Source organism: Sphingobacteriaceae bacterium GW460-11-11-14-LB5 (assembly GCA_002151545.1).
GTDB lineage: Bacteria > Bacteroidota > Bacteroidia > Sphingobacteriales > Sphingobacteriaceae > Pedobacter.
Map to the genome: position 1 here is coordinate 4,058,604 of CP021237.1, position 24,198 is coordinate 4,082,801.

The 24,198-nt window shown below is 39.0% G+C and carries 20 protein-coding genes; 6 read left to right on the plus strand and 14 right to left on the minus strand.

Annotation, left to right across the window (positions count from 1 at the left end; genetic code table 11):
• Positions 1-10 precede the first annotated feature (10 nt).
• The 4 genes from CA265_16165 (at position 11) to CA265_16180 (ending at position 5,572) form a co-directional block, all read left to right on the plus strand.
• Positions 11-997, plus strand: coding sequence for a riboflavin biosynthesis protein RibF (locus CA265_16165; GenBank protein ID ARS41106.1), 987 nt, complete (start codon positions 11-13; stop codon positions 995-997).
• Between the two features lie 667 nt (positions 998-1,664).
• Entirely contained in the window at positions 1,665-3,878 is a 2,214-nt protein-coding gene (locus CA265_16170) for a sodium:proton antiporter (GenBank protein ID ARS41107.1), read from the plus strand.
• 103 nt (positions 3,879-3,981) lie between these two features.
• Positions 3,982-5,016, plus strand: coding sequence for a DUF2157 domain-containing protein (locus CA265_16175; GenBank protein ID ARS41108.1), 1,035 nt, complete (start codon positions 3,982-3,984; stop codon positions 5,014-5,016).
• A gap of 133 nt (positions 5,017-5,149) precedes the next feature.
• A complete protein-coding gene (locus CA265_16180) occupies positions 5,150-5,572 on the plus strand; it encodes a secondary thiamine-phosphate synthase (GenBank protein ID ARS41109.1) in 423 nt (140 codons plus the stop codon).
• On the opposite strand, the gene CA265_16185 is transcribed toward CA265_16180, so the two are convergent.
• The 5 genes from CA265_16185 to CA265_16205 all read right to left on the minus strand — a co-directional run bounded on the left by CA265_16185 (position 5,573) and on the right by CA265_16205 (position 9,391).
• On the minus strand, positions 5,573-6,541 hold the full coding sequence (locus CA265_16185; GenBank protein ARS41110.1) for a ribonuclease BN: 969 nt from the start codon (positions 6,539-6,541) through the stop codon (positions 5,573-5,575).
• A 160-nt stretch (positions 6,542-6,701) separates the two neighbouring features.
• Positions 6,702-8,021, minus strand: a complete 1,320-nt coding sequence (locus CA265_16190) for a dienelactone hydrolase (protein ARS41111.1) — start codon at positions 8,019-8,021, stop codon at positions 6,702-6,704.
• Between the two features lie 159 nt (positions 8,022-8,180).
• Positions 8,181-8,558 (minus strand): hypothetical protein, encoded by a 378-nt coding sequence (locus CA265_16195; protein ID ARS41112.1) that lies wholly within the window; start codon positions 8,556-8,558, stop codon positions 8,181-8,183.
• A 2-nt stretch (positions 8,559-8,560) separates the two neighbouring features.
• A complete protein-coding gene (locus tag CA265_16200; protein ARS41113.1) occupies positions 8,561-8,974 on the minus strand; it encodes a VOC family protein in 414 nt (137 codons plus the stop codon).
• 6 nt (positions 8,975-8,980) lie between these two features.
• Positions 8,981-9,391 (minus strand): transcriptional regulator, encoded by a 411-nt coding sequence (locus CA265_16205; GenBank protein ID ARS41114.1) that lies wholly within the window; start codon positions 9,389-9,391, stop codon positions 8,981-8,983.
• 143 nt (positions 9,392-9,534) lie between these two features.
• On the opposite strand from CA265_16205, the gene CA265_16210 reads away from it, so the two are divergent.
• Entirely contained in the window at positions 9,535-10,521 is a 987-nt protein-coding gene (locus CA265_16210; GenBank protein ARS41115.1) for an AraC family transcriptional regulator, read from the plus strand.
• Between the two features lie 428 nt (positions 10,522-10,949).
• On the opposite strand, the gene CA265_16215 is transcribed toward CA265_16210, so the two are convergent.
• Entirely contained in the window at positions 10,950-11,339 is a 390-nt protein-coding gene (locus CA265_16215; GenBank protein ARS41116.1) for a hypothetical protein, read from the minus strand.
• Positions 11,340-11,855: 516 nt separating this feature from the next.
• The gene (locus CA265_16220; GenBank protein ARS43021.1) at positions 11,856-12,545 is read right to left on the minus strand and encodes a ribose 5-phosphate isomerase A; all 690 of its coding nucleotides are present in this window, start codon (positions 12,543-12,545) and stop codon (positions 11,856-11,858) included.
• An 823-nt stretch (positions 12,546-13,368) separates the two neighbouring features.
• Between CA265_16220 and CA265_16225 the strand changes: the two genes are divergently transcribed.
• Positions 13,369-13,623 carry a hypothetical protein gene (locus CA265_16225; protein ID ARS41117.1) on the plus strand — a complete coding sequence of 85 codons (255 nt, stop codon included), beginning with the start codon at positions 13,369-13,371 and terminating at the stop codon, positions 13,621-13,623.
• On the opposite strand, the gene CA265_16230 is transcribed toward CA265_16225, so the two are convergent.
• From CA265_16230 to CA265_16260, 7 genes are all read right to left on the minus strand, one after another.
• Positions 13,585-15,543: a hypothetical protein gene (locus CA265_16230; protein ID ARS41118.1), complete on the minus strand. Its 1,959-nt coding sequence runs from the start codon at positions 15,541-15,543 to the stop codon at positions 13,585-13,587. The two genes, CA265_16225 and CA265_16230, sit on opposite strands and share 39 nt — an antisense overlap.
• An 11-nt stretch (positions 15,544-15,554) precedes the next feature.
• Complete coding sequence (locus CA265_16235; GenBank protein ID ARS41119.1) at positions 15,555-16,958, minus strand: hypothetical protein; 1,404 nt, start codon at positions 16,956-16,958, stop codon at positions 15,555-15,557.
• A gap of 89 nt (positions 16,959-17,047) precedes the next feature.
• Positions 17,048-19,336 (minus strand): alpha-mannosidase, encoded by a 2,289-nt coding sequence (locus tag CA265_16240; GenBank protein ARS41120.1) that lies wholly within the window; start codon positions 19,334-19,336, stop codon positions 17,048-17,050.
• Positions 19,337-19,373: 37 nt separating this feature from the next.
• Positions 19,374-20,042 carry a secretory protein gene (locus CA265_16245; GenBank protein ARS43022.1) on the minus strand — a complete coding sequence of 223 codons (669 nt, stop codon included), beginning with the start codon at positions 20,040-20,042 and terminating at the stop codon, positions 19,374-19,376.
• 247 nt (positions 20,043-20,289) lie between these two features.
• Positions 20,290-21,270, minus strand: coding sequence for a secretory protein (locus CA265_16250; GenBank protein ID ARS41121.1), 981 nt, complete (start codon positions 21,268-21,270; stop codon positions 20,290-20,292).
• Positions 21,271-21,351: 81 nt separating this feature from the next.
• Positions 21,352-22,323 carry a hypothetical protein gene (locus tag CA265_16255; protein ARS41122.1) on the minus strand — a complete coding sequence of 324 codons (972 nt, stop codon included), beginning with the start codon at positions 22,321-22,323 and terminating at the stop codon, positions 21,352-21,354.
• Positions 22,324-22,382: 59 nt separating this feature from the next.
• On the minus strand, positions 22,383-24,197 hold the full coding sequence (locus CA265_16260) for a RagB/SusD family nutrient uptake outer membrane protein (GenBank protein ARS41123.1): 1,815 nt from the start codon (positions 24,195-24,197) through the stop codon (positions 22,383-22,385).
• Between the last annotated feature and the right edge of the window lies 1 nt (position 24,198).

The window sequence follows — 24,198 nt, forward strand, 5'->3', positions numbered from 1 at the left end:
TTCCATCCCATTGAAGATATATCATAACCTTTCGGATTTTAAAAAATTAGATAATGCCATTGTAACCATTGGCACTTTTGATGGTGTACATTTCGGGCACCAAAAAATTATTAAACAACTGGTAGAAAAAGCAAAATCCGATAAAGGAGAAAGCGTAATATTAACTTTTTTCCCACACCCGAGAATGATCATCGATCCTGAAAACCAGGATTTAAAAATGATTAATACTATTAATGAAAAAGCCAAAATTTTAAAAGGTTTAGGTGTAGATCATTTGATTATTACCCCGTTTACCAGAGATTTCTCTAATCAGCTGCCTGAAGATTATATAAAAAACACGTTGGTGAACAATATCGGCACCAAACACATTATTATTGGTTATGACCATCGTTTTGGGAAAGACCGTTCGGGCAATCTAAACGATTTGAAAGCCGCTGGTTTACATTATGGCTTTAGTGTGGAGGAAATTATGGAACAGGATATTCACGACGTTGCGGTAAGCTCGACCAAAATCCGTCAGGCACTTTTAGCAGGAGACGTTAGTTTAGCGAACGATTACCTCGGGTATCCTTTTTCTATTTTCGGAAGGGTAATTAAAGGTGATAAAATTGGCAGAACCATTGGTTTCCCAACAGCCAACATTTTTGTAGAAGAAACGTACAAACTGATTCCGGGCGATGGCATTTATGCAGTAACTGTAGAAATGGAGTCCGAAGTCCGAAGTCCGGAGTCCGAAGATATAGCCCCTAAACCCTCAACCTTAAACCTTAAACCTTACAAAGGTATGGCCTATATCGGGCAGCGTCCAACCATTAACGGAATGACCAGAAATATCGAGGTTAATATTTTCGATTTTAACCAGGAAATTTATGGGCAGGATATCAAGATGAATTTCTTAAAATTCCTGCGTCATGATGTAAAATTTACCGGATTAGAAGCTTTAACCGTTCAACTACAAAAAGACAAGGAGGCAACACTAGCTTATTTTAATGAGTAATATGTTAACTCCCATTACAGAATGTAAATAAACGAGGTCGTCACCCTGAATTTATTTCAGGGTCTAATAGATGCTGAAATAAATTCAGCATGACGAGACTATTGAATAATAGTACAATTTAGAAATTAAGGTTAAAACAGCAAGATCAGATCAATTTAAATCCAATTTTCCTTTCAAAAAAGCCTCATTTTCGTTATATTAGCGGCAATGAGGCTTTTTTACGTCATCTTCTTTTTGTGTATCTCCATAAATTTTGCGGCCTTCGCATCGCAGGATAAAAGAAATGATGTCCCGTTTAAAAACACCAAAATAAGTTTCATTACAGGCAAAAAAATCATCAAACTCCATTCCGATTTCAATCAAGATAACGAAAGCCTGCAAAAAGACTTCATCAACAGTTCTATTGTAAAAATATCTTCGGTTGTTTGTATTCTCCTGTCTTTTTTGCTACTCCTTTTTTTCAAGAACAAAACAATCAATGCCAAAGTTGTCATCAAAAGATTAAAGTATAATTATTGGTGTTTGTTTAAGATGCTCTATCCAAAACATGTTTTTTGGTAAGTAATTTCATTTTTCAACCCCTTCAATGTGGGTTTTTCAATAAAATGCCAGGTGTTAAATGATATCTGGGAATAAATTATTTAAACATCATTACCATTTTTTATAGATGCATTTACCCGATTTAATCGCCGATTTAGGATTAATCCTTGCCGCTGCAGGAATAACCACACTCATATTTAAAAAAATTAAACAGCCCCTGGTTTTGGGTTACATATTGGCTGGGCTGCTCGTTGGCTCACATCTAGATTTTTTTCCATCTGTTACCGATACCAAGAGTATTAACATTTGGGGCGAAATTGGTGTGATTTTCCTTCTATTTAGCCTTGGTTTAGAATTCAGTTTCAAAAAACTGGTTAAAGTTGGTGGTTCGGCTTCCATCACCGCCATCGTAAAAGTTTTATTTATTATTCTGGCTGGTTATCTTGTTGGTAAAGGTATGGGCTGGAAAGATATGGACAGTCTGTTTTTAGGTGGAATCTTATCCATATCATCAACCATGATTACGATTAAAGCCTTCGAAGAACTGGGCTTAAAGCATAAAAAGTTTGCAGGACTGGTTTTTGGGGTTTTAATTGTTGAAGACCTGGTTGCCATCTTGTTACTGGTATTGTTTTCTACTTTAGCGGTAAGTCAGCAATCGGCGGGCACAGAAATGCTCTATTCCATCTTAAAACTGGCGTTCTTCCTGGTACTTTGGTTCCTGGGTGGAATATTTTTGATTCCTTCATTTCTTAAAGCAACCAAGAAATTAATGAATGATGAAACCATGCTGGTGGTATCGTTAGGTTTATGTTTGGTAATGGTATTATTGGCCGATAAGGTGGGCTTCTCTCCTGCTTTAGGTGCATTTATTATGGGATCTATTTTAGCCGAAACCACGCAGGCCGAAAGAATAGAGCATTTAACCAAATCGGTTAAAGATTTATTTGCTGCTGTTTTCTTTGTTTCAGTTGGTATGCTGATTGATCCGGCCATGCTGGTTAAATACGCAGTGCCTATTATCGTGGCTACGTTAGTGATTATTTTAGGGAAAATTATATTTACCATTTTAGGCGCGTTATTATCCGGCCAGCCGCTAAAAACTTCAGTACAATCGGGTATGAGTTTGGCGCAAATTGGTGAGTTTTCATTCATCATTGCCTCATTAGGCTTAACCCTTAAAGTAACCAGCGATTTTCTTTACCCCATCGCAGTTGCAGCAGCGGCGATTACCACATTTACCACGCCATATCTGATTAAACTATCTGAACCTTTTTACCAGTATCTGAACCGTGCTTTACCCAAAAAATGGCTTGATGGTATAGAAAGATATAGCTCCAGTACCGAAGGAATTACCACTTTGAGCGATTGGAAGGTTTTGTTAAGGTCATATATTTTTAATACCATTATCCATTCGGTAATTATCATCGCGATCATCTTTTTGGCCTACAGGTACGTCCAGCCATTTATTGTGAGCAGTATTGCCAATAGTTTAACTTCTATTATCATCAGCGTAGTGGTTTCTTTTATTTTAATGTCGCCGTTTTTATGGGCATTATCTTTACGAAGAATCCAGCGGACTGCCTATTCCCATCTTTGGCTGAACAAAAAATATACGCGCGGCCCGTTAATTGCAATTGAATTTTTCAGAATTGCCTTAGGAATTTTCTTTGTAGGTTTTTTAATGTATGAGTTTTTTGATACCTGGGTTGCCGCTGTGATTGCATTGGGCCTAATCATCATCGGTATGTTCATCTTCTCACGGAAACTGCAGTCATTTTATGATAAACTGGAAAGGCGTTTCATGTTGAATTTAAATGCACGTGAAAGCCAGAAACCGAATATTTTACCCTGGGATACCCACTTAACAGAACTCACGGTTTCTCCTGAATCGGAAGTGGTTGGAAAAACGCTTACCGAATTAATGATCAGGGAAAAATATGGGGTAAACATTGCTTTAATAGAGCGTGGAAGAAATAACATTCCAACACCGGGCCGGGATGAACGGCTTTATCCAAACGATAAACTGTTATTGATTGGTGCTGATGATCAATTGGCTGCGGTTAAAGCATTGTTAGAAGTTGATGCACCGGAAACAGCCGAAGAAAATAATTTCCCAAATAAAGAAATGACCCTGCAAAAGGTTGTTGTTCATGCCGAATCGGCTGTTTATGGGCTTAGTATCAGAAACGCAGGTATCCGCGAAAAGGCTCAGGCTTTAATTGTTGGTATAGAAAGGGGTACCGACCGGATATTGAATCCTTCATCAGACTTTATATTCGATAACGGCGATGTCATTTGGATTGTTGGGAACAATAAGAAGATTAAAGAGGTTATATAGATAGTCCGGAGTCTTTAGTCTGGAGTCTTTAGTCAATTTAGACTTCGGACTAAGGACTTTTGACTAAGGACTAAAAAACCTATCTTCGTGTATAACCTAACCTATGAAAGTTGACAGAGAAAAGAGTGAATTTCTTGATGATATGATTGAGCAATGGCAAAGTGACGGCTTAATTAATGATGAAACAGGTGATAAACTTCGCAAAAGTTATGAGGCTAAAAATTTTGATTGGCTCCGTTTAGCCCAATATGCATTTTGGGTAGCTTTGGCCTGTGGCTTTATTGCACTTGGATCATTACTGATTGATAATTCGATTTTAGACTATCTCAAACGCGTTTACAATACACCAAACATTGTAATTGCCCTGGTTTCTGGTGGATTGGCAGCATGGCTTTATATTCTGGGTTTCAGACGGAAGAAGAAACTGGCGCATTTAAAGTTTAGCAATGAAGCCATTGTGTTTTCTGCAATTTTACTCACCGCTAATGCCGTTGCTTATTTTGGAAAGGCAATGGATAACGGTTCAGGCAATTTCTCTATTCTAATTCTCATATCAGTTTTTATTTACGGTGCGCTAGGTTATATCTTCAATTCGCGTTTAATCTGGATTTTTGCTTTGATATCCTTAGGGGCCTGGTTTGGTACGGAAACGGGGTATTTAAGCCGGTGGAATTATTATTTCCTTGGCATGAATTATCCTTTGCGTTTTGTGGCATTTGGTGCCGCATTAACTGCAGCATCGTTTATCATGAAAGCTTTTCCGAAAACACAAAACTTTTTCCAAGTTACTTATATCGCCGGGATGGTTTATTTGTTTGTGTCGCTCTGGGCTTTATCAGTATTCGGCAACTTTGCCAGTTTAGAAGAATGGTACAAAGTGAGGCAGCTAAGCTTGTTTTATTGGGCTTTAATTTCAGGGGCGATTTGTGTGGCGAGTACTTTATTTGGTTTAAAATACCGTGATGATATCGCCCGAGAATTCGGGATTACTTTTCTCTTTATTAACCTGTATACCCGTTATTTTGAGTATTTCTGGGACAGCTGGCATAAAGCCTTGTTTTTTTCTGTATTAGCTGCGTCTTTTTGGTTAATTGGCAGAAAAGCAGAAAAGATATGGAATGTAGAGTTTTTGAAGTAAAATCCAGGAATTAATTAAATTACAGTAGTCATCATCTCGACCGTAGTAGAAAAATCTATAATTAATATTTCAATCTTAAAACATATCAATTTCCGAGGCAATGTTTCAGAAATTGATAAGGAATTAAAATCAAATGAAAATATATCAGCAGGCTTTAGCACTTAGAGAACGGAGAAGAGGTTTTCATATCATTACCGATGAAGTTGAAGATGCCCTGCCTCAAATAAATGAGATTAATATCGGCATCTGTCAGGTTTTCATACAGCATACTTCAGCTTCGCTTACGATCAATGAAAATGCCGATCCTACAGTAAGGGCAGATTTTGAAATGTTCTTTAATAAAACCGTAAAGGAAAACGATCCTGATTACGAGCACGACTATGAAGGATCGGACGATATGCCTGCCCATTTAAAATCGGCACTTTTAGGCAGTTCTGTAACTATTCCGATTAGAAATGGCAGACTGGCGCTGGGAACCTGGCAGGGCATTTATCTTTGCGAACACCGCAACCGTGGCGGGCAAAGAAGATTAGTTATTACAGCCTGGGGAGAATAATTAAGCCTTCTTAACCTCTTTTTTAATTTCGGGATGGTTATCCTGAATAGATTTACCCTCTGTTTCTATCTCAATTTCTTTTGTGGTAACCGCATAATGAGAAGGATAAATTTCAGATCCAAAAGCAACGGCATAGGCCTTGGTAAATTCGGCGCCAAAATATAAAATGATAGAAGAGTAATAAGTCCATAAAAGCACAACGACTAATGAGCCTGTTGCGCCATATGTTCCACCAACATTGCTTTGCCCAATGTATATTGAAATGGCAAATTTGCCGATCATAAATAATACAGCGGTAACTATCGCACCGGCAATTACATCACGCCATTTTATAATTGCATCGGGTAAAACCTTAAATATTACGCCAAATATTAATGAAATAACGGCTAAGGTTACAACTTGATTAAGGATATAAAACACGATAACAGATATTTCGGCAAACCTGGCCTGCAAACGGTTACTAAAGGCATCGAGTACAGAGGTAACGGCCAATGATACCAGCAGTACAAAACCTAAACTGATAATTACAGAAAATGACAGGAAGCGGTTTTGCAACAGTTTCACCCATCCTCTTTTCGGTTTAGGTTTTAGCCCCCAAATGGTATTGATAGAATCCTGGATATCGCCAAAAACGGTAGTAGCTCCAATTAACAGCGTTATGATCCCCACAATTAAAGCTATGGTACTTTTTCCATCCAAATAGGCATTTTTGATAAGTTGCTGAAGTGAGATGGCTGATTCTCTGCCTAAAAATCCTTCAAGCTGGGCATAAACCTGACCTTCGGCTATTTCCCGCCCTAAAAATATGCCACATAAAGAAATAATAACCACCAGCAGTGGGGCCATAGAAAACACGGTATAATAAGCCAATGAGCCACTAAGCTTGGTTACTTTATGATTGTTAAATCCTGTAAACGAAGCTTTTAAAATGCCCCAGATTCCCTTTAAAGTGACTTTACTCTTTGCCATAAATAAATGATTTAAGATGAGATGCTTTAAACTTAAACCGCTTATTTTTTGAATTGTTTGTTAATTAATGAACGATTGCCCGGTGTAAAGAAATTAAACGCACAAAAAAAAGCCCCGATTTCTGGTCGGAGCTTTGTGCTTTAAATGATGTGATTTTATCTTATTTGGCCTTAATCCATGTTGCAATATCGTTAACTAAAGTTTCGGATACGCTTACGGCAGCCTGATATTGGGCCATTGTTCCTTTTTCGGTTTGAGAACTTAACAGGTGGTTTAAATCCGGGTAAAATTTCAGAACCACATTTTTCTTTTTACTCAAAGCAGTATTCCATAAATCGAAGTCAACCTTACTTACCTGAAAATCATTACCACCCTGCAATACATATATTTTAGGTTTCGAAAGGCTTTTTGCTACAGCAACCTGATTATAGGTATTTAAATCTGTCCAATATTTTGCAGGCAGACCTAAAATTAAAGAATCAGGTTTTATCGTTGTTCCCAACTGTGAAATTCTACTTTTATCAATTTCTACATAAGCATCTGCAAGTTGTTTTTTAAAGGCAGCCGTTGTATCGTTAGCCTGACCGAACATATACTTATTTTGATCTACAATAATATCTGTTAGTTTTCTTGCAGGTGCTGCCGCTAAAATAATCCCTGCTAAATCTGGCGTCAGTGTTGCCATTTTTGGTGCTAACATCCCGCCTAAACTGTGGCCGAATACATAAACAGCTTTAGGATTAGCACCAACAACTGTTTTGGCAAGCGCAATAGCTGCAGTTGCATCATCCAATACCTCTTCTTTTACTGTAAAAGCCTTGTTAAATTCGTTCGGGTAAATTAAAGTTCGTTTTACATAACGGATAGAAGCAATTCCTTTAGAAGCAAAACCGCCAGCTAAATCTTTAAAGGGTTTATTGGCACTAACTGTTTCATCCATATCGGCAGGACCAGAGCCGTGCACAAAAACCACTACCGGGAAATTTTTAGCATTTTTGGGGGTGGTGATAATGGCTGCCAGCTGTTTTCCTGCCGGGCCAATGTATACCGAAGTTTCTTTGTATAAACTGGTATCCACATAAGTAGGTTTTAAATAAGCGGCCGCCTTTCGTGAAGGTGCGAGGAAAATTCCAACTATTTTCTGTTGTTTATTAAAACCTAAAATAAAATTCTGATCGCCGTTGGCAAATTTACCTTCTACGGTTACTGCGAAAAATTCGCCCTGTGCTTTACTCTGAATAGCGTCTAATGATTCTGCCTTCCCATATTTTGTCCCAATATCTCCCCAAAGTTTTTTTAAATTCTCTTCTGTTAATTTAGTTTTTAAAGTATCGTCAAAGAAAGCATGTGCATCTTTAAATTTGTCCTCCTGTAATAACTTAAAAAAATCGTTTGCACCGTTGAACAGCTGGATCACATTTTGAGAAAATGCTGAGGTCGTAAATAATAAAGCGATTATGAATAAAAGGCTCTTTTTCATTCGTGTGTTTTTGTTTTAATGGTAATGAGCGATCATGATTTATCCTTGTGGGGATCTGAAAACCATGAAGGTTTCATGTATTGTGTTTGGTTGTTTACAATACCCAAAGTTAACAATATTTGGTTCTGAAAAGCCTTTAACTAAACTAGCCGTTTAGTTTTAACTAATTTTAACATTTGATGTCAGTTTCTTCCATAAAATGTAGGGAATAAACATAATGACCAGCGCAACCAGTGGAGGGATTAAAAGGGATATACCATCGCCAACAAATGCCCGGGAGGCAAAAGCACCAATAAAATTAATGGCAAAACCAGCGTATGCCCATTCTTTAATGGCTGCGAATTTATTTTGTAAGATGGATGCTGCTCCCAGCAGTTTTGCAATCCCCACAATGATGAGCAGATACATCGGATAACCGAGGTGTTTAAGCACTTCTTTACCTGCTTCCTGTTGGGTAATTCCTCCAATGCCATCCATTATCATCATTAATGCAAAAATAATGGTGGCAATCCAATACCATGTTTTTAGCTTCTTCATATTTATCTGTTTTTATCGTAATTAATTAACCAGTTATTCCCAAAACGATCTGTTAAATCGCCAAAAAGCGCGCCCCAAAATGTTTCCTGCAGCGGATGCGAGGCCTTCCCTCCCGCTGAAAGTTTATGGTAAAAAGAGTGGGCCTCTTCTTCCGAATTGCAATTCAGCATCATCGAAATCGAATTTCCTTTAATTAATCCACGTTCTTCTACCATATCTGTTGCCATAATTACCAAATCATCTTTGGCCAAAACAGCATGTATAATACTCAGCCTCATATTATTGGGCATTTTATCAACAATAGCCGATTCTCCAATGGTTTCGAGGGTCAGTTCTCCCCCCAAACAATTCTGATAAAAAGTCATTGCTTCCCGGCAGTTGCCATTAAAAGTGAGATATGAATTTATACTTGCCAATTGATTTTATTTTTTGATGCCCACCATTAAGCGCACATCGGTTTCATTAATATACATTTCGAGGCAATAGCCCTGTGGATCGATGTTGGGTTGATCAAGCAATTTTTCGAAAGTTTTTCCTATCTGGCTAACGTCTTTCATAAAATCGACAATCAGCTCACTGATAAAGGTTCCCTTCTTTATTATAAAAGTTTCGACACCAAATTTCTCTGCTTCGCCAGTTGTTATTTCTTCAACGGCTGCTTTATAAATAACCTCCCGTTTTTCGTTAGGCCTGCTGATCCCAAAGTACCTGCGTTGCTTATCGGGCGGAAACAAGGCATGTAGTTTTTGGTGCGCAGCTAAAACCCCGCTGGGGAAAGATTCGGCCGTAATGCACATCACCTTAATATCTTCATTTAAAATATATTCTTCCATAACATGATCGGCATTGCCACTTTAAAAATTTAACGGTGAGCGATTAACAACACAAACATACGGGCAGAAATTAAGAAGCTAAATATGTAGAAACGACAATTGCGGGGGTTGTTTACGACAAATAGCCTCGTTATATTTGAATTATGAAACATGTATCTATCTTAATTCCAGAGACTGCCGTGATTGAAGCCATTGCAGATCCCCGCTATCTATTTACCGCTGTTAACGAATTTTTACAGGCATCAGGAAAGCTTCCGCTTTTTAAAGTTGAGCTGATAGGCATGACGAAAGAGGTTAGGTTAAATAACAGCCTTTTCTCTGTACACGCCGATAAACTGCTGCATGAGGTTGATCATACCGACCTTATTTTTGTACCAGCCATTAGCGGCAATATAGGTTATGCGATGGAAGCAAATCAGGATTTATTACCATGGATTATAAAACATCATGCCAGGGGTGCAGAAGTAGCTTCGCTTTGTATGGGTGCATTTTTACTGGCTGCAACGGGATTATTAGATGGACGGAAATGTTCTACGCATTGGTTGTTTGCCAATCAGTTTAGAGAAATGTTCCCTGAAGTAGAGCTGGTTGATGGCAGCATTATTACCGATGCCCAGGGTTTATACTCCAGCGGTGGTGCAAACTCTTACTGGAACTTACTTTTATACCTGGTGGAGAAACATACCGATAGAGATACCGCCATTTTAGCGGCAAAATACTTCGCCATTGATATCGATCGCGAGAGCCAACTGGCTTTTATGATGTTTCAGGGACAAAAAGGACATGAAGATGCGAAGATTAAAAAAGCGCAGGAATTTATTGACGGCAATTATCAAGACCGGATTACAGTAGATCAACTGGCCGATATGCTGGCATTGGGAAGAAGAAGTTTCGAGCGGAGATTTAAAAGTGCGACCAAAAATACCGTGATCGAGTATATTCAGAGGGTTAAAATTGAAGCGGCCAAACGAAGTTTCGAATCGAGCAGAAAAAATATAACTGAGGTGATGTTTGATGTAGGTTATACCGATACAAAATCGTTTAGGGATGTTTTCAAAAAAATTACCGGTTTAACCCCCATTGAGTACCGGAACAAATACCACAAAGCTATACCTGTTTTACAGGTTTAATAGCACTTGTAGAAAAAAAATAAAAAAAATTAAGCTGCACACAATATATTCTATTTACAGCGTTTATGTATGTGAGAGCGTTAATTTAGATGACGGGGATACTGCCTTAGGGTGGAATCCCCGTTTCTTTTTTAGCAGTGGTCAAAGTGTATGGAGCAGAGCCCATATCGATCAAGCTCCAGGCTTCGTCCCCTCTGCCAATATTTATCCTCTGGAGTCGTCACCCTGTCCCGATTGTAACATCGGGATCAAGGTCAATCATATCTGAAAGATGCTGAAATAAATTCAGCATGACGATCACAAGGAAGTAAAGGAACTAAATAATCGAACTCAAATGATTAAGCAATTGCACTTCAATTATTTCAAATAAAAAAAGGGGCATTGTTAAAAAATGTCCCTTTTTAAGATATATGATGGAGTTAAGAATTTTAGCTTTCTTTATCAGTAAAATCAGCTGGTTTCTTTTCAAAATACTGATCGAAGTTTTGCACTTTTTTAGGTTTTAGAATTACGTACAGTCCTAATCCGATTAATACTAAAGCAGTGCTGATTCGTGAAAGGTCGAAATCAAAGATGGTTATCGCTTTAAGGGTAAATAAACCACCTATTATCGTTAAGGCTAACCAGCTACTACCCTGGAAGTTTTTACGGTAACCCATCCACAAACCAATACCTAACATAATGGTATGCCATTTCAATATCCAATGTGGAACATCTATTCCAGAGTTTCTTAACAAGAACACTGAACCGATTACGATGATTAAAACACCTAAACCAAATTGTTTATCTGCGTGATTTTTTTTGATTAAATTTTCCATGACCGTTTGTTTTTATGATTCAAATGTATCACGAATACCAACGCTGGAGAATGGCTTTTCCCTTAGTTGGGATGTTTTATCGGTAAGTGAAATAAAACTGTCGGTAAAAAATTTATAGGAATATAAGAGCATATGAAATTGTCGGTGAAATTGTTGATTAGTCAACAGTCCGGAGTCGGGAGTCCGAAGTCCGAAGTCGATTAATCAATTAACCATAACAATGAACCGCAAAGATTGCTTCGCAAGATGCAAATCCCAGCCCTTCAGTTCGCAATGACGTATAGGGATTATGAGCTAATCACAAATAAACCAATGACTAATGAACCAATTATCATTCAAAAAGATTAATCAACAGTCGGGAGTCCGGAGTCCGAAGTCGATTAATCAATTACCCATAACAATGAACCGTAGAGATTGCTTCACACGACGCAATCCCAGCCCTTCAGTTCGCAATGAATATAGGGATATGAGCTAATAACAAATAAACCAATGACTCATGAACCAGTGAACCAATTATCATTCAAAAATGATAATATCTGTCCCCTCGCTCATGATTACTTTTGAAGTGATGTTAATGAACAAGCCGTGAGCTAATAATCCGTTAATCTGATTGAGATCAGCAGCTAGTTTTGCAGGATCATCAATAAGACCGAAATCAGCATCAATAATCAGGTTTCCATTGTCGGTAATAAATGTTTTGCCTTCTACTAACCTTAATATCCCCTTTCCTCCGAGCGCATTAATCTGATCGGACACATATTGATAAGCCAAAGGTATCACTTCGACAGGAACCGTAAAAGCACCCAATTTTTTAACTTTCTTAGAAGCATCAGTAATGATGATGGCATTTTTACTAACAGAAGCTATAATTTTTTCCCTGAATAATGCCCCACCTCCGCCTTTAATCAGATCGAGCGACTCCGTGAATTCGTCGGCTCCATCAATGCTGATGTCAATTTTACTTAAACGCCCAAGATCAAGAATTTCGATACCCAAAGATTTTGCGAGTTCTTCTGTTCGGATGGAACTGGCAGCTGCCTTTATCTTCAGTCCGTCTTTTACAAGTTTGCCCAATTCCTTAATGGCAAAGGCTGTGGTAGATCCGGTCCCCAGTCCTACTACATCACCATCTTTAACAAATTTTACTGCAGCCAGGGCAGCCGCCAGTTTCTCTGCATCTTGTTGGGTTTTATTTGTAGTAGCCATAAGGTAAAAATAGGTTTTAATGATAAACATCCCAAAAACGAAAAAAAAATTTACAGCTGATGCAATAAATCGTTTTTACAGCGTTTATGTATATGAGAGCGTTAATTTAGATGATGGGGATTCTGCAATAGTGGAATCCCCATTTCTTTTTCCCATACATTATATCATCCTGAGCGGAGTCGAAGGATCTTTTCATTAATAGACCCTGAAATAAATTAAGGGTGACGGGCTAACTTGAAGATTTCTCCATTTCGCTATGCTTCAGTCGAAATGACGAAGACCCGCAACAGCTGAACTACCCTACACAAATCAAAGCGAAAAAAATTTACAGCCAAGACAATAAATCGTTTTTACAGCGTTTATGTATATGAGAGCGTTAATTTAGATGATGGGGATTCTGCAATAGTGTAATCCCCATTTCTTTTTTCCCATACATTATGTCATCCTGAGCGGAGTCGAAGGATCTTTTCATTAATAGACCCTGAAATAAATTCAGGGTGACGGGCTAACTTGTAGATTTCTCCATTTCGCTACGCTTCAGTCGAAATGACGAAGCCCCGCAACAGCTGAACTACCCTACACAAATCAAAGTGAAAAAATTTCAATCACAATACAATAAATCGTTTTTATAGCGTTTATGTATATGAGAGCGTTAATTTAGATGATGGGGATTCTGCAATAGTGGAATCCCCATTTCTTTTTTCCCATACATTATGTCATCCTGAGCGGAGTCGAAGGATCTTTTCATTTAATAGACCCTGAAATAAATTCAGGGTGACGGGCTAACTTGAAGATTTCTCCATTTCGCTACGCTTCAGTCGAAATGACGAAGCCCGCAACAGCTGAACTACCCTTACACAAATCAAAGCGAAAAAATTTCAATCACAATACAATAAATCGTTTTTATAGCGTTTATGTATATGAGAGCGTTAATTTAGATGATGGGGATTCTGCAATAGTGGAATCCCCATTCTTTTTTTTTGTAAAACAAAAAACGGCTGGTATTTCTACCAACCGTTCCATAACAATTAAACTATCTTTATTTATTCAAGGAATTTATCCAGCCTGCAATTTTTAAAGCTTCTGCTTTCGTAACCTGCGGCATTGGAGGCATTTCTGTTGAGTAACCCGGCCAGTTTTGAGGCTGTGGGTTGTGGATCAACTGAAATATTTTCTCCGCTGAATATTTACGCTTTGCAATTTCTACGAATGGCGGGCCAATTTGTCTTTTAGTTTGATTATGGCAAGCCAGGCAGGTATTTTTAGTTAACAAACCTTCAACTTCTTTAAAGGTAGGTGCCTTAGCTGTAGCAGCAGGCTTAGCCGGAGTAGTTGTTCCTTTTGCTTCAGGCGTTTTGCCAGTTGCTTTTGGGGCAGCAGTTTTCTTAGCAGGAACATTTACCGGTGCCGCTGAGTTTTTGGTACTCACTTCGCTGGCAGAAAGTTTATTTCCGTCAGGAATCTGGTTTAGGGTGTAATAAGCTACCGGATGCACTAAAGAATAAAAACCATCCTGCGATCTTAAACCATCTAATGTTAAGGTATGGATGTAATATTGACGAAGGTTTTGTACAATAATCCTGGCTTTTAAACCATCTGCCGAAACTTTAACCCCGGAGATTTTTAATTTCTCCGTATTTACAGGAGGTGAACCATACACCGGGTGATATTTGTAAATGAAGCTCTCTGCATCATACGAAGCTAAATCCTCAGCCGATTTACGGTCTACAGGCATGGTAAATTCCACTTCAAAACCATCAGGCATTGCCCTAACGGCTTTCATTTCGAAAGGGGTTTTATTGTTATACACCAATCTTTCTAAACCTTCGTTGGCATCACCTGCCGATCCCCAACCACGGTTGGTTTCTCCAACAAATAATGAACCATCAGTACCCCATTCTAACCTCAATACGCCAGAACGGAAACCTTTACGGAAAAGGAAGGCTGCACCTTGTTCTTCACCTTTAACCGTTTCCATAAAAATCCTCGAAATGATACTCATTCCCTGATCGCCAACTAAAATCTGACCAGCAAAAGGCCCAAATGTGTTTGCAGGAATTTTAACAGGTTCTGCAGAAGAGATTCCTAAAATACCATAAGGTAACCAAACCGATGGCAAACGTAATTCAGGGAATACTTTCTTCATGTCGAATAAAGTTTTAAACGTTTCGTTTACCCTATTCTCTGGTTTGATGTATCTTCCTTGTTCGTTTTTCGTTCTACGCTCATCTATTTGTGAGTAAAAGAAATCTGATTGCAGTTTAACCGGAGAGTTTGGCAAGTTGGTCCATCTTAAACTGGCAGGATGGCCCATAAAATCGCCTTTGTTTACTTTCCATAAACCACCTGAACCTACCCAGTCGCCCTGGTTTTCGGTATAATAGAACTGGCCATCAATACTGCCAATCCCTGCCGGCGAACGGAAACCCGCAGCATAAGGACTCATTTTACCATCTTCGGTAATATTCATAGCCCAGCCACGCATTGGTACACGGCTTTCGGCACGCCACCATTCCTCATCACCAAAGGCCACATTTGCGGTAACCATAAATGTACCATCGGGCATTAACTTCGGACCGAAACTATATTCGTGGTAATGTCCGCTTAACGGCCATGCATAAATGGTTTCGTATACATCGGCTTTGCCATCCTGATCTTTATCAACCAGTTTGGTCAACTCACCACGTTGCGCTACGTAGATCGCACCATTTTTATAGGCAATGCCTAAAATTTCGTGCAGGCCATAGGCAAACCTGCGCCAGTACGGCTTGGCACTGGTTGGATTTTCAACAATATATACTTCTCCCCTACGGGTAGAAATGCCCAAATCGCCATTTGGCAAGGTAATTAAACCACCAACTTCTAAAATAGGGCCTTCGGGTACGCGTACTTTATTTATTTTGAAAAAATCTTCTTCTTTCGGTGTTTCTTGTGCAAAAACTGTAGTAAAGCTAAAACTTAATGCCAGTATTGCTAATTTTTTAAATGTATTTCTCATTGTCATTCCAATTAAAACAAAATGGTATAATTTAACTTAGTTCCAATAGCTACGATAACTTCTTTCTTGCCATCAACTTCTCTGATTACGGGTTTAGCAGATCCTTCAGCAAGCTGGATATAGTAAGATTTATCATCAATCAGGTATAAACCTTTGGCCACTTCTTCGATATTGGAAGCGGTTGCCAAAAGGAAATATAAATCTTTTGATGGTTTATCAACAGCAATTTCTCTGGTTAAACCCTGTCCATTTTCCATCACCTTAACGGCATCGGTAACATTTGTTCCATTAATGATATACTTAAACTCCGGACGGTCTTGTTTATCCATTACATAACCTTTGGTTTTGAAACCTGTACCGGCGGTATCGGCAATCCATTTAGCCTGATCGTCGGCTAATTTTGCAACGGCCAGAACAGGTTTTTTAGTGAAACGGGTAACACTGCCCAAAGCACGCGAAGTTCCGTTTCCGCGGCCATCCCACATCGGCGTTGCATCGATAAAATCACCGTGCCATCCCTGTAACAGGGTACCATTATCTAAATCGTAACTATAGGCAACTTTTTCTGGTCCGCCTACCGAAATAGCGTGTACCGAACGTACCCTTGGTGCCACATCAACAAAACTTCTGATCATGTTGTTGCTTGCTGCTTCAATATAAATTGGATCAGCGCCACCGTTTTGATTTGGTTTTGGAATTTCTGATAGTTCGTTGATTTGGATATTTCTGAACGCTACCGAACCATGATCGCCTTGTAAACGTAAAGGTCCTTTTGCTTTTTCAGCGCCAGCAGCTCCTCTGGTTGCACCAAATAATTCAACATTTTCATGGATCAGCACACCGTTTAGTTCTGCACTGATGATTTTAGCATTTTGTGTTTTCTTTCCTGATGCATCAAATTTTGGTGCCTGGAAGATAATTTTAATGTGCTGCCATAAACCCGGCGCTTTACTTGCATTTTGACGGGGAGCAACACCACCAAATCCTTTTTCGGCTTCTGGTTTGCTATCGTCCCAACGTTGGTAAATACCACCATTGTTTGATGAACTTGGATTTTTAAGGCCCCAGGCATCGTCAATCTGGATTTCATAATTACCTTGAAGATAAATGCCTGAATTTGTTCCTTTTGCTGTTAAATAATCTAATTCTACTGCTACATCGCCATATTCATTTACGGTGTATAAATCGGAACCCGCTTTTTTCGCGGTAGATTGATTAATCAATATCCCTTCGCCTTTGGTTGTTTTTAAAACATTTTCGGCATTTAGGTCGGCCACCACATTTTGGGCCAATGACCATGAATTTGAAGGGTTTTTAAAGGCTGAAAGATCTTTGAGATCAATACGCTGGCCAAATGCCAACAGGGTTCCGCAAAGCCAGAAAATGGCTGTAAAACCCGTCTTTGAGATGTTCATATACTTGGTTTGTTAGTTTTAGCCTAAAGCTAGATATTTCATTTAAAATCCATCGGATAAATTACTTTACCCGATGGATAATTATTTTTCTATTTTTCTGTTGATAATGAATAAGGGAAATCAGCTGGATTTGAACCTCTGGTTTTATTCGGTGTTGCTGTCATGTTGAAATTTAACACCGCACCTTTTTGCAAACCACTGTGGCTGATCCAATTTTTAGAATAGGCTTTACCATTCATCTGTAATGATTGGACATAACGATTGTTATCGCTATTGGCCGCCGCATTAACCACAACAGTCTTACCATTTTCTAAAGTAATTGTTACCTTTTTGAACAGAGGCGCACCTAAAACATACTGATCAACCGCTGGTGTTACCGGGTAGAAACCCATTGCCGAGAAAACATACCAGGCAGAAGTTTGTCCGTTATCTTCATCACCGCAATATCCATCAGGAGTAGCTTTGTACATTCTGTTCATGGTTTCTCTCACCCAATATTGGGTTTTATAAGGCGCACCACCGTAGTTGTACAGGTAAATCATGTGTTGGATCGGTTGATTGCCATGTGCATACTGGCCCATGTTTGCAATCTGCATTTCGCGGATTTCGTGAATTACACCACCGTAAGCGCTCTCATCAAATACCGGAGGCATAGCGAAAACTGAATCCAGTTTGGTTACAAATTTACTATGGCCTCCCATTAATCTGGCTAAACCGTCAACATCCTGAAAAACCGACCAGGTATAGTGCCAGCTGTTACCTTCGGTAAATGCACCACCCCATTTAAACGGACTGAAAGGGCTTTGGAAAGTTCCATCCTGGTTTTTGCCACGCATTAAACCCGAAGCCGGATCGAAAAGATTCTTATAGTTCATGGCTCTTTTCTTATAGATATCGATCTCTGATGCTGGTTTACCTAAAGCTCTTCCTAATTGATAAATGGTAAAATCATCATAAGAATACTCTAAAGTTTTAGCTGCATTTTCGTTCTTTTTCACATCGAAAGGTACATAACCCAATTCATTGTAATATTTAACACCATCGCGGCCAACAGCTTCCATCGGACCTTCGTTGTTTGCACCATGTTTTACAGCCTGCCATAAGGTTTCAATGTCGTAACCCCGCATACCTTTAATATAAGCATCAGAAACTACCGAAGCAGAGTTGTTACCCACCATAATGTTTGCATAACCCGGGCTGCTCCACTCTGGCAACCAGCCACCTTCTTTATAATCGTTGATTAAGCCCTGTTGCATTTCCTTGTTAATTGAAGGATAAACCAGGTTTAAGAAAGGATATAATGCCCTGAATGTATCCCAGAAACCAGTACCAGCGAACATATAACCTGGTAAAACCTGTCCGTTGTAAGGACTCCAGTGTACGATCTGGTTTTGTGCATCAATTTCATATAATTTATTTGGGAAGAACAACGTGCGGTACATTGCAGAATAGAATGTACGGGTTTGATCAATCGTGCCCCCTTCAACTGCAATTTTACTTAATGTTTTGTTCCAGGTTGCTCTACCTTTTGCTTTTGTGGCATCGAAACCATCATTAGCCAGTTCTCTTTTTAGGTTTAAATCAGCCTGCTCAAAACTGATAAACGAAGAGGCAACTTTTGCAATTACCTGCTCGCCTTTTTGTGTAGCGAAACCAATAACAGCGCCAGCATGATCTACCGTTAATTCTAAATCTTTATCGTTAAGTTTTTTATCATCCCAGGTTTTGGCCAATTTGAAATCTTTGTTGAAATAGATGACAAAGTAATTTTTGAAGTTTTTAGGCAGCGGACCACGGGCATATTTAGTGGTATAACCAATAATTTTTCTTTCGGCCGGAATAATTTTAATGTACGAGCCTTTATTCTGCGCATCTACGACCACATAAGCACTATCCGTTTTAGGGAAAGTAAACCTGAACTGGGCAGCACGTTCTGTTGGCGTAATTTCGGTTGTTACATCAGCGTCTGCTAAGTACACACTGTAATAATATGGCTTAGAAACCTCTGCTTTATGGCTGAACCAGCTGGCACGCTCATCATCTGTGAATTTTAATTTACCCGTAACTGGCATAAGCGCAAAAGCGCCGTAATCGTTCATCCAGGGCGAAGGCTGATGTGTTTGTTTAAAGCCACGGATTTTGTCGGCATCGTAAACATAAGCCCATCCATCGCCATTTTTACCAGTTTGTGGCGTCCACATGTTCATTCCCCAGGGCAAACCAATTGCCGGGTAGGTGTTTCCGTTAGATAGTGATGGTTTGGATGCTGTTCCCATTAACGGGTTTATCCAATCTACCGGATCTGTAATTTTGCCTATTGTTTGCGCGAAGCTGGTTGACGCCGCAACACTCAATAAAGCGATAAATAATCTTTTCATTTGTTGTGTTTGTGTTTTTTATATGCTTGTATTTATTTTAAACTCCTGAATTTTTAACATAATCTGCCCAAAGTGCATCTAAATCTTTACCCGTTAATTTTGTCCAGATATCTTTGGTGTAGGTATGGTCTCTTAAAGAAGCATCAACGGTTTTAATAATACCTGGTTTTACACTTTTCTCCATCCAGGCAAAAAAACCTGCAGTGATGCGATAACTGTTTTTATAGCTATGATCGGGCTTTAATGCTGGTAACGACCATTTAGCGCCGGCATTATCGACACCGAATTTATAGCGGGCATAATCAGCAATCCCTTCTGTTAACCAGCCCGGGCCAACGCTTCGGCCATAGTCTTGCACAATGTGCATTACCTCGTGGGTTACGACATCAATATCTTCAGGATGTTTCACCATCCAGATCGAACTGAAGGTTACTTTACCATCAGCAGTTGCCGCTACCCCTTTGTAAGCCGTATCTACAAAAAATTTCACTTCTTTTATGGTGGCTGGATTATACTCTTTTGCTAGTTTTGGGTAAACTTCGAAAAATGTTTTGATTAACCGCTTTTTCAACTGAGGATCTAATTCCTTAAAATTGCTCTCGAACGATAAGGTATAACCACTCTTCTTTGTTATGTCTTGTGCTTTTAAAGCTGAAAAAGCCGTAACCAGCATTACGAAAATCGAAAAAGTAAATATTTTTTTCATCTGTTTATATTGGTATTGGTGAATGGATTTTACTTTGGTTAGCATGTTTAGTTCTGCAAAATAAATATAATATGTAAAACGATTTAGTAAATGTTCAAAAATTTTACTTTAGTGATTATTATTTTTACAAAACAGCGTGTCATCATTTCGGGGGAAGTGCACCAGGGTTGAAAAATTTTGCTGGATGGATCGCTCCATTTCACTGCGTTTTAGTCGAGATGACGACCGTTCTGTGTAAATAAATTTCTTATTTTTTGCTGCTATAAGTAAGGCTTACCTTTTGCGGTTCTTTACTGTAATCTTCCCAAAGCTGGTCGACAGTTTTTCCGGTCAGGGCTGCCCAGGATTGTTCATTATATTGATGCGCTCTTAACTGCTGATCTAAAGTAGCAATTAAGCCTGGTTTAACATTTTGCTCTAACCAGGCAAAAAACCTGGCGGTAATGCGGTAACTGTTTTTATAATTCTGCTTTGCATTATACTCCGGCAAACTCCATTTAGAACCTACATTATCAACACCATATTTATAGCGTACATAATCGGCAATACCTTCGGTGAGCCAAACCGGGCCTGCACTATAGCCATAACCCTGTACAATATGCATGGTTTCGTGTGTTACCACATCAATATCGGTTGGATGTGCTTTCATGTAACCGGCACTGAACAAAATTCTGTTTCCACTTGCCTCTGCCACTGCTTTATAGGCGGTATCTACTACAAATAACACATCATGTGTCGATTTATCGTTAAATGTTTTAACTAAGGTTGGATAGATTTCGAAATAAGTAGCGATCAACTTTTTTCTTAACGCCGGATCTAAGTCCGGATCTTTGCTGATAAATGTTAATTCATAACCTTTGTGTTTTTCTTTACTGTAAGAAACCCAGTTTTTTGAGAGTGCGGAAAACAGTTCCTTTTGGATTTTCTTTTGTGATTTATTTTTAACCCACTGGCTGTTTACTTTAATTTCTCCAGCTTTGGCTTTTATTGTTGGCGTTTCTGCTGTTACCAGATCTAACACTACGCTTCTTTTGGTACGGTATCCATCTGCCTGGGCAAATTTTGGATAGACCTGAAAAAAAGCCGCCTTAAGTTTGGCATCTACTATCGCATTGGTAGCACTGTCTTTATCGTTAATGGTAATTTTGTATTCTCTTTCTCTATTCTGAGCAAAAGTATTTGCACCTATAAAAGATATAAACGCGAGAAATAATAACTTCTTAATCATGATTTTTTTGTGTGGGTTTTGAAAAGCAGAAATGATCTTGCTGTTGGCAAAATCATTTCTGTGGGTTTATTATATTGTAATTTAATAGGTAATAGCTGGAAAATCGATTTTAGCTTTGGCCAGCATTGGCGCCCAGTCTGCTCCTTTTTCGTCTTTCGATCCAAAAGCTGTTAATGCAAGCGGTGCCAAATCTGCTTTCGCTGCCCCGCTCCAAAAGTGAATAAATTCTCCAAAATTCATTTTTCTGGTATATTGCTGATAGCTTTTACCTTGTACAGTGATTTGTTGTTTAGGAAATTGTTGAGACAACAAGGTAAAGAAACCATTTAAAACCTTTGCTTTACCGTAGTTTTCATAAATTGGAAGAAACCAATTCTTGAACCACTGTGTGCCTGCCTTAGGATAACTGTCGGTAACGGTCATCATTTTATTGTACCAACGTTGTGCATCAGCGGTTCTGTTTAAGCCTAAATACACATCGTATTGATAAATCTCCATCCACTTACTATCATGCCAGATATCGAAAGCCGGCGATTCTTTTACCCCTTTTGATGCGCCTTCTACAATATGGCCGATTTCGTGCGTAGATAAATCAATGTCATTATCAATGCCAGTGGTCCAGGCATCAAGGCTACTGGCGCCGCAATCGGTTACGTTTCTATAATCGTGCCCTGCATCCAGATAAGTACCCGGGTGCCCCCCGCTATATTTACCTGCATGATAAATTACAAATAAGCGGCTATCATCTCCGAATTTACCATAAGTTTTTTTGGTATAGTTCCAGGCTTCGGCCATATATGTTTTTGGCCAGGCAACAGTGGGTTTAACATCGCCGTCGTAATAAACCACTACGCTGGTATCGTAATAAACACGGTTTAGCAACTGAACATGTTCAAACCAATGCTCCTTCCATGTTTTAGGTGGTGCATCTGGCGGATCTACGCTTTCTACGAACGGTGGCGCTGGCTTTACGGTTTCTAATGGTGCATTTTTACTGTTGCAGGCTAATACAGCAAACAGCAAAATTGCCGATAACGATAACATGTTTTTCATAGCGGTAGTATTAATGGGTTAAAAAAGCACCAGGTGAAACACCCGGTGCTATATGGATTTTACCAGCCTGTATTCTGAACGACTAATGGTACTTTTTGAACCTCACCGTTTGGTATAGGCCATAAATAATGTTTCTTATCAAATACACGAGATTCAGTAGTTACCACATTGTAAAAGCCATCGGCAGCATTCTTTTGAATATTTAAACCTAAAATTACTTTATCTGTAGTTTCAGCAATTTTCCACCTTCTTGTATCAAAATAACGATGAGATTCAAAAGCAAGCTCAACCCTTCTCTCTCTTCTGATCGCATCACGCATATCAGCGGGGATAGGCAATGCATTAGCTCCAGCTCCATATTGAGGAACACCTGCACGCTCACGGATTTTATTTAAATAGATTAAAATATCTGGATTACCTGGATCAGATTCATTTAATGCTTCTACATAATCTAAATAGATCTCTGCAAGGCGGATAAAAATATTTGTTCTACCACCAGTACTCCAACCACTTAAAGAAAGATTTTTTCTTTGTGTATAGCCTGTTCCTGAGTAATCGGTATTACTGATGCTTCCTTTACCTGCATTTCCGTTAAATTCGAAACTGGTTATCAAGCTAGAATTTGGGTTAATCCATTTTCTATTGGTATAGGTTATCCCCACATAAAAACGTGGCTCTCTCCCCACATACATGTTGCTAACCTGTCTTGTAACATTGTCGTCAGGCGCCTGAAAGCTGGTAAATCCACCTGTTTCACTATAACCCGAAAGCGGATCATCAGTTGATCTTCCATTAGCCATGAAATACGCTCTTACCAGTTGCTGAGAAACTGACAGGAACGACCCTCCTTTATCACCACCAGTTCCATTGTTATGGTTAGGTGCCATGTTATATTGTAAATTGGTGATATCGGCGTTACCTTTAGCAAAGATCACCTCCGAATTCCAATCGGTTAACATTACATCTCTACAAGAAAGGAATGCAGTAAGAAAAGGAGTGGTACCTGTTTTAACATACAGCGTGAAACTAGGAAAGGTTGTAATGAAAGATTTAGCCGCATCAGCTGCTCTTTTCCATTTTGCAGCACTAGCCGTTTGACTAATTAATTGTTTACCATCTTTATTCTTAAGATTTGCATAGTCTGTATTTCCGTTAAATAAGGGGCTGGCTGCTGTTAATAAAACCTGTACTTTATAGGCTTGTGCAACTGCTTTGTTAACATGACCATAATCATCGTTCGATACCGGAATAGCAGGCAAATTTGCAGTTACAGCATCAAGCTCACTTACAATATAATCTACACACTCATCGAATGAATTACGAGGCTTACTTATCGTTTCAATCGGTGCATCTGCAGCTATCGGCTCATTACCCAATAAAATTACCGGACCGTATTGACGCAGCAAATAATAATAATAAATGGCTCTGATTGCTCTAGCTTCATTGTAATACCTGGAAATAAAATCAACCCCATTTAAATTACAGTCTGTACATTTGCTAACGTTCGCCATAAAATTACTCGATGCCTGTATACCTCTGTAATATAACTGCCACATCGTATTTACCTGTCCTGTTGTTGCATCCCAGTTACCACTATTAAGGTTATTTGAAAAACTACTTGGCAAGGTGTAATCTGCTTCATCCGAAGCGCCTGTCCATGGACCCGCTGTATAACCATTTGCAGGAAAACGTTGCTGCATTTCATCTGGTAAGGTAGAGTAAACGTTTGCAAGTAACTGATCTACGGTAGCTTTGGTGGCAAACGATTCGTCAAATGTTAACCTGTCGTTAGGTACCTGATCCAGGAATTTTTTGCAACCTGCATTACTTAAAACCAGCAAGGTTGCTATTGTGAATATATATATCTTCTTCATG

Coding starts and splice junctions, on each gene's coding strand:
- CA265_16240 (ARS41120.1), bottom strand. CDS start 19,336: ATGAAAAGATTATTTATCGCTTTATTGAGTGTTGCGGCGTCAACCAGC.
- CA265_16205 (ARS41114.1), bottom strand. CDS start 9,391: ATGGAAGAATATATTTTAAATGAAGATATTAAGGTGATGTGCATTACG.
- CA265_16180 (ARS41109.1), top strand. CDS start 5,150: ATGAAAATATATCAGCAGGCTTTAGCACTTAGAGAACGGAGAAGAGGT.
- CA265_16225 (ARS41117.1), top strand. CDS start 13,369: ATGACGAAGCCCGCAACAGCTGAACTACCCTTACACAAATCAAAGCGA.
- CA265_16235 (ARS41119.1), bottom strand. CDS start 16,958: ATGAACATCTCAAAGACGGGTTTTACAGCCATTTTCTGGCTTTGCGGA.
- CA265_16170 (ARS41107.1), top strand. CDS start 1,665: ATGCATTTACCCGATTTAATCGCCGATTTAGGATTAATCCTTGCCGCT.
- CA265_16250 (ARS41121.1), bottom strand. CDS start 21,270: ATGATTAAGAAGTTATTATTTCTCGCGTTTATATCTTTTATAGGTGCA.
- CA265_16190 (ARS41111.1), bottom strand. CDS start 8,021: ATGAAAAAGAGCCTTTTATTCATAATCGCTTTATTATTTACGACCTCA.
- CA265_16195 (ARS41112.1), bottom strand. CDS start 8,558: ATGAAGAAGCTAAAAACATGGTATTGGATTGCCACCATTATTTTTGCA.
- CA265_16220 (ARS43021.1), bottom strand. CDS start 12,545: ATGGCTACTACAAATAAAACCCAACAAGATGCAGAGAAACTGGCGGCT.
- CA265_16255 (ARS41122.1), bottom strand. CDS start 22,323: ATGAAAAACATGTTATCGTTATCGGCAATTTTGCTGTTTGCTGTATTA.
- CA265_16260 (ARS41123.1), bottom strand. CDS start 24,197: ATGAAGAAGATATATATATTCACAATAGCAACCTTGCTGGTTTTAAGT.
- CA265_16185 (ARS41110.1), bottom strand. CDS start 6,541: ATGGCAAAGAGTAAAGTCACTTTAAAGGGAATCTGGGGCATTTTAAAA.
- CA265_16175 (ARS41108.1), top strand. CDS start 3,982: ATGAAAGTTGACAGAGAAAAGAGTGAATTTCTTGATGATATGATTGAG.
- CA265_16245 (ARS43022.1), bottom strand. CDS start 20,042: ATGAAAAAAATATTTACTTTTTCGATTTTCGTAATGCTGGTTACGGCT.
- CA265_16215 (ARS41116.1), bottom strand. CDS start 11,339: ATGGAAAATTTAATCAAAAAAAATCACGCAGATAAACAATTTGGTTTA.
- CA265_16230 (ARS41118.1), bottom strand. CDS start 15,543: ATGAGAAATACATTTAAAAAATTAGCAATACTGGCATTAAGTTTTAGC.
- CA265_16210 (ARS41115.1), top strand. CDS start 9,535: ATGAAACATGTATCTATCTTAATTCCAGAGACTGCCGTGATTGAAGCC.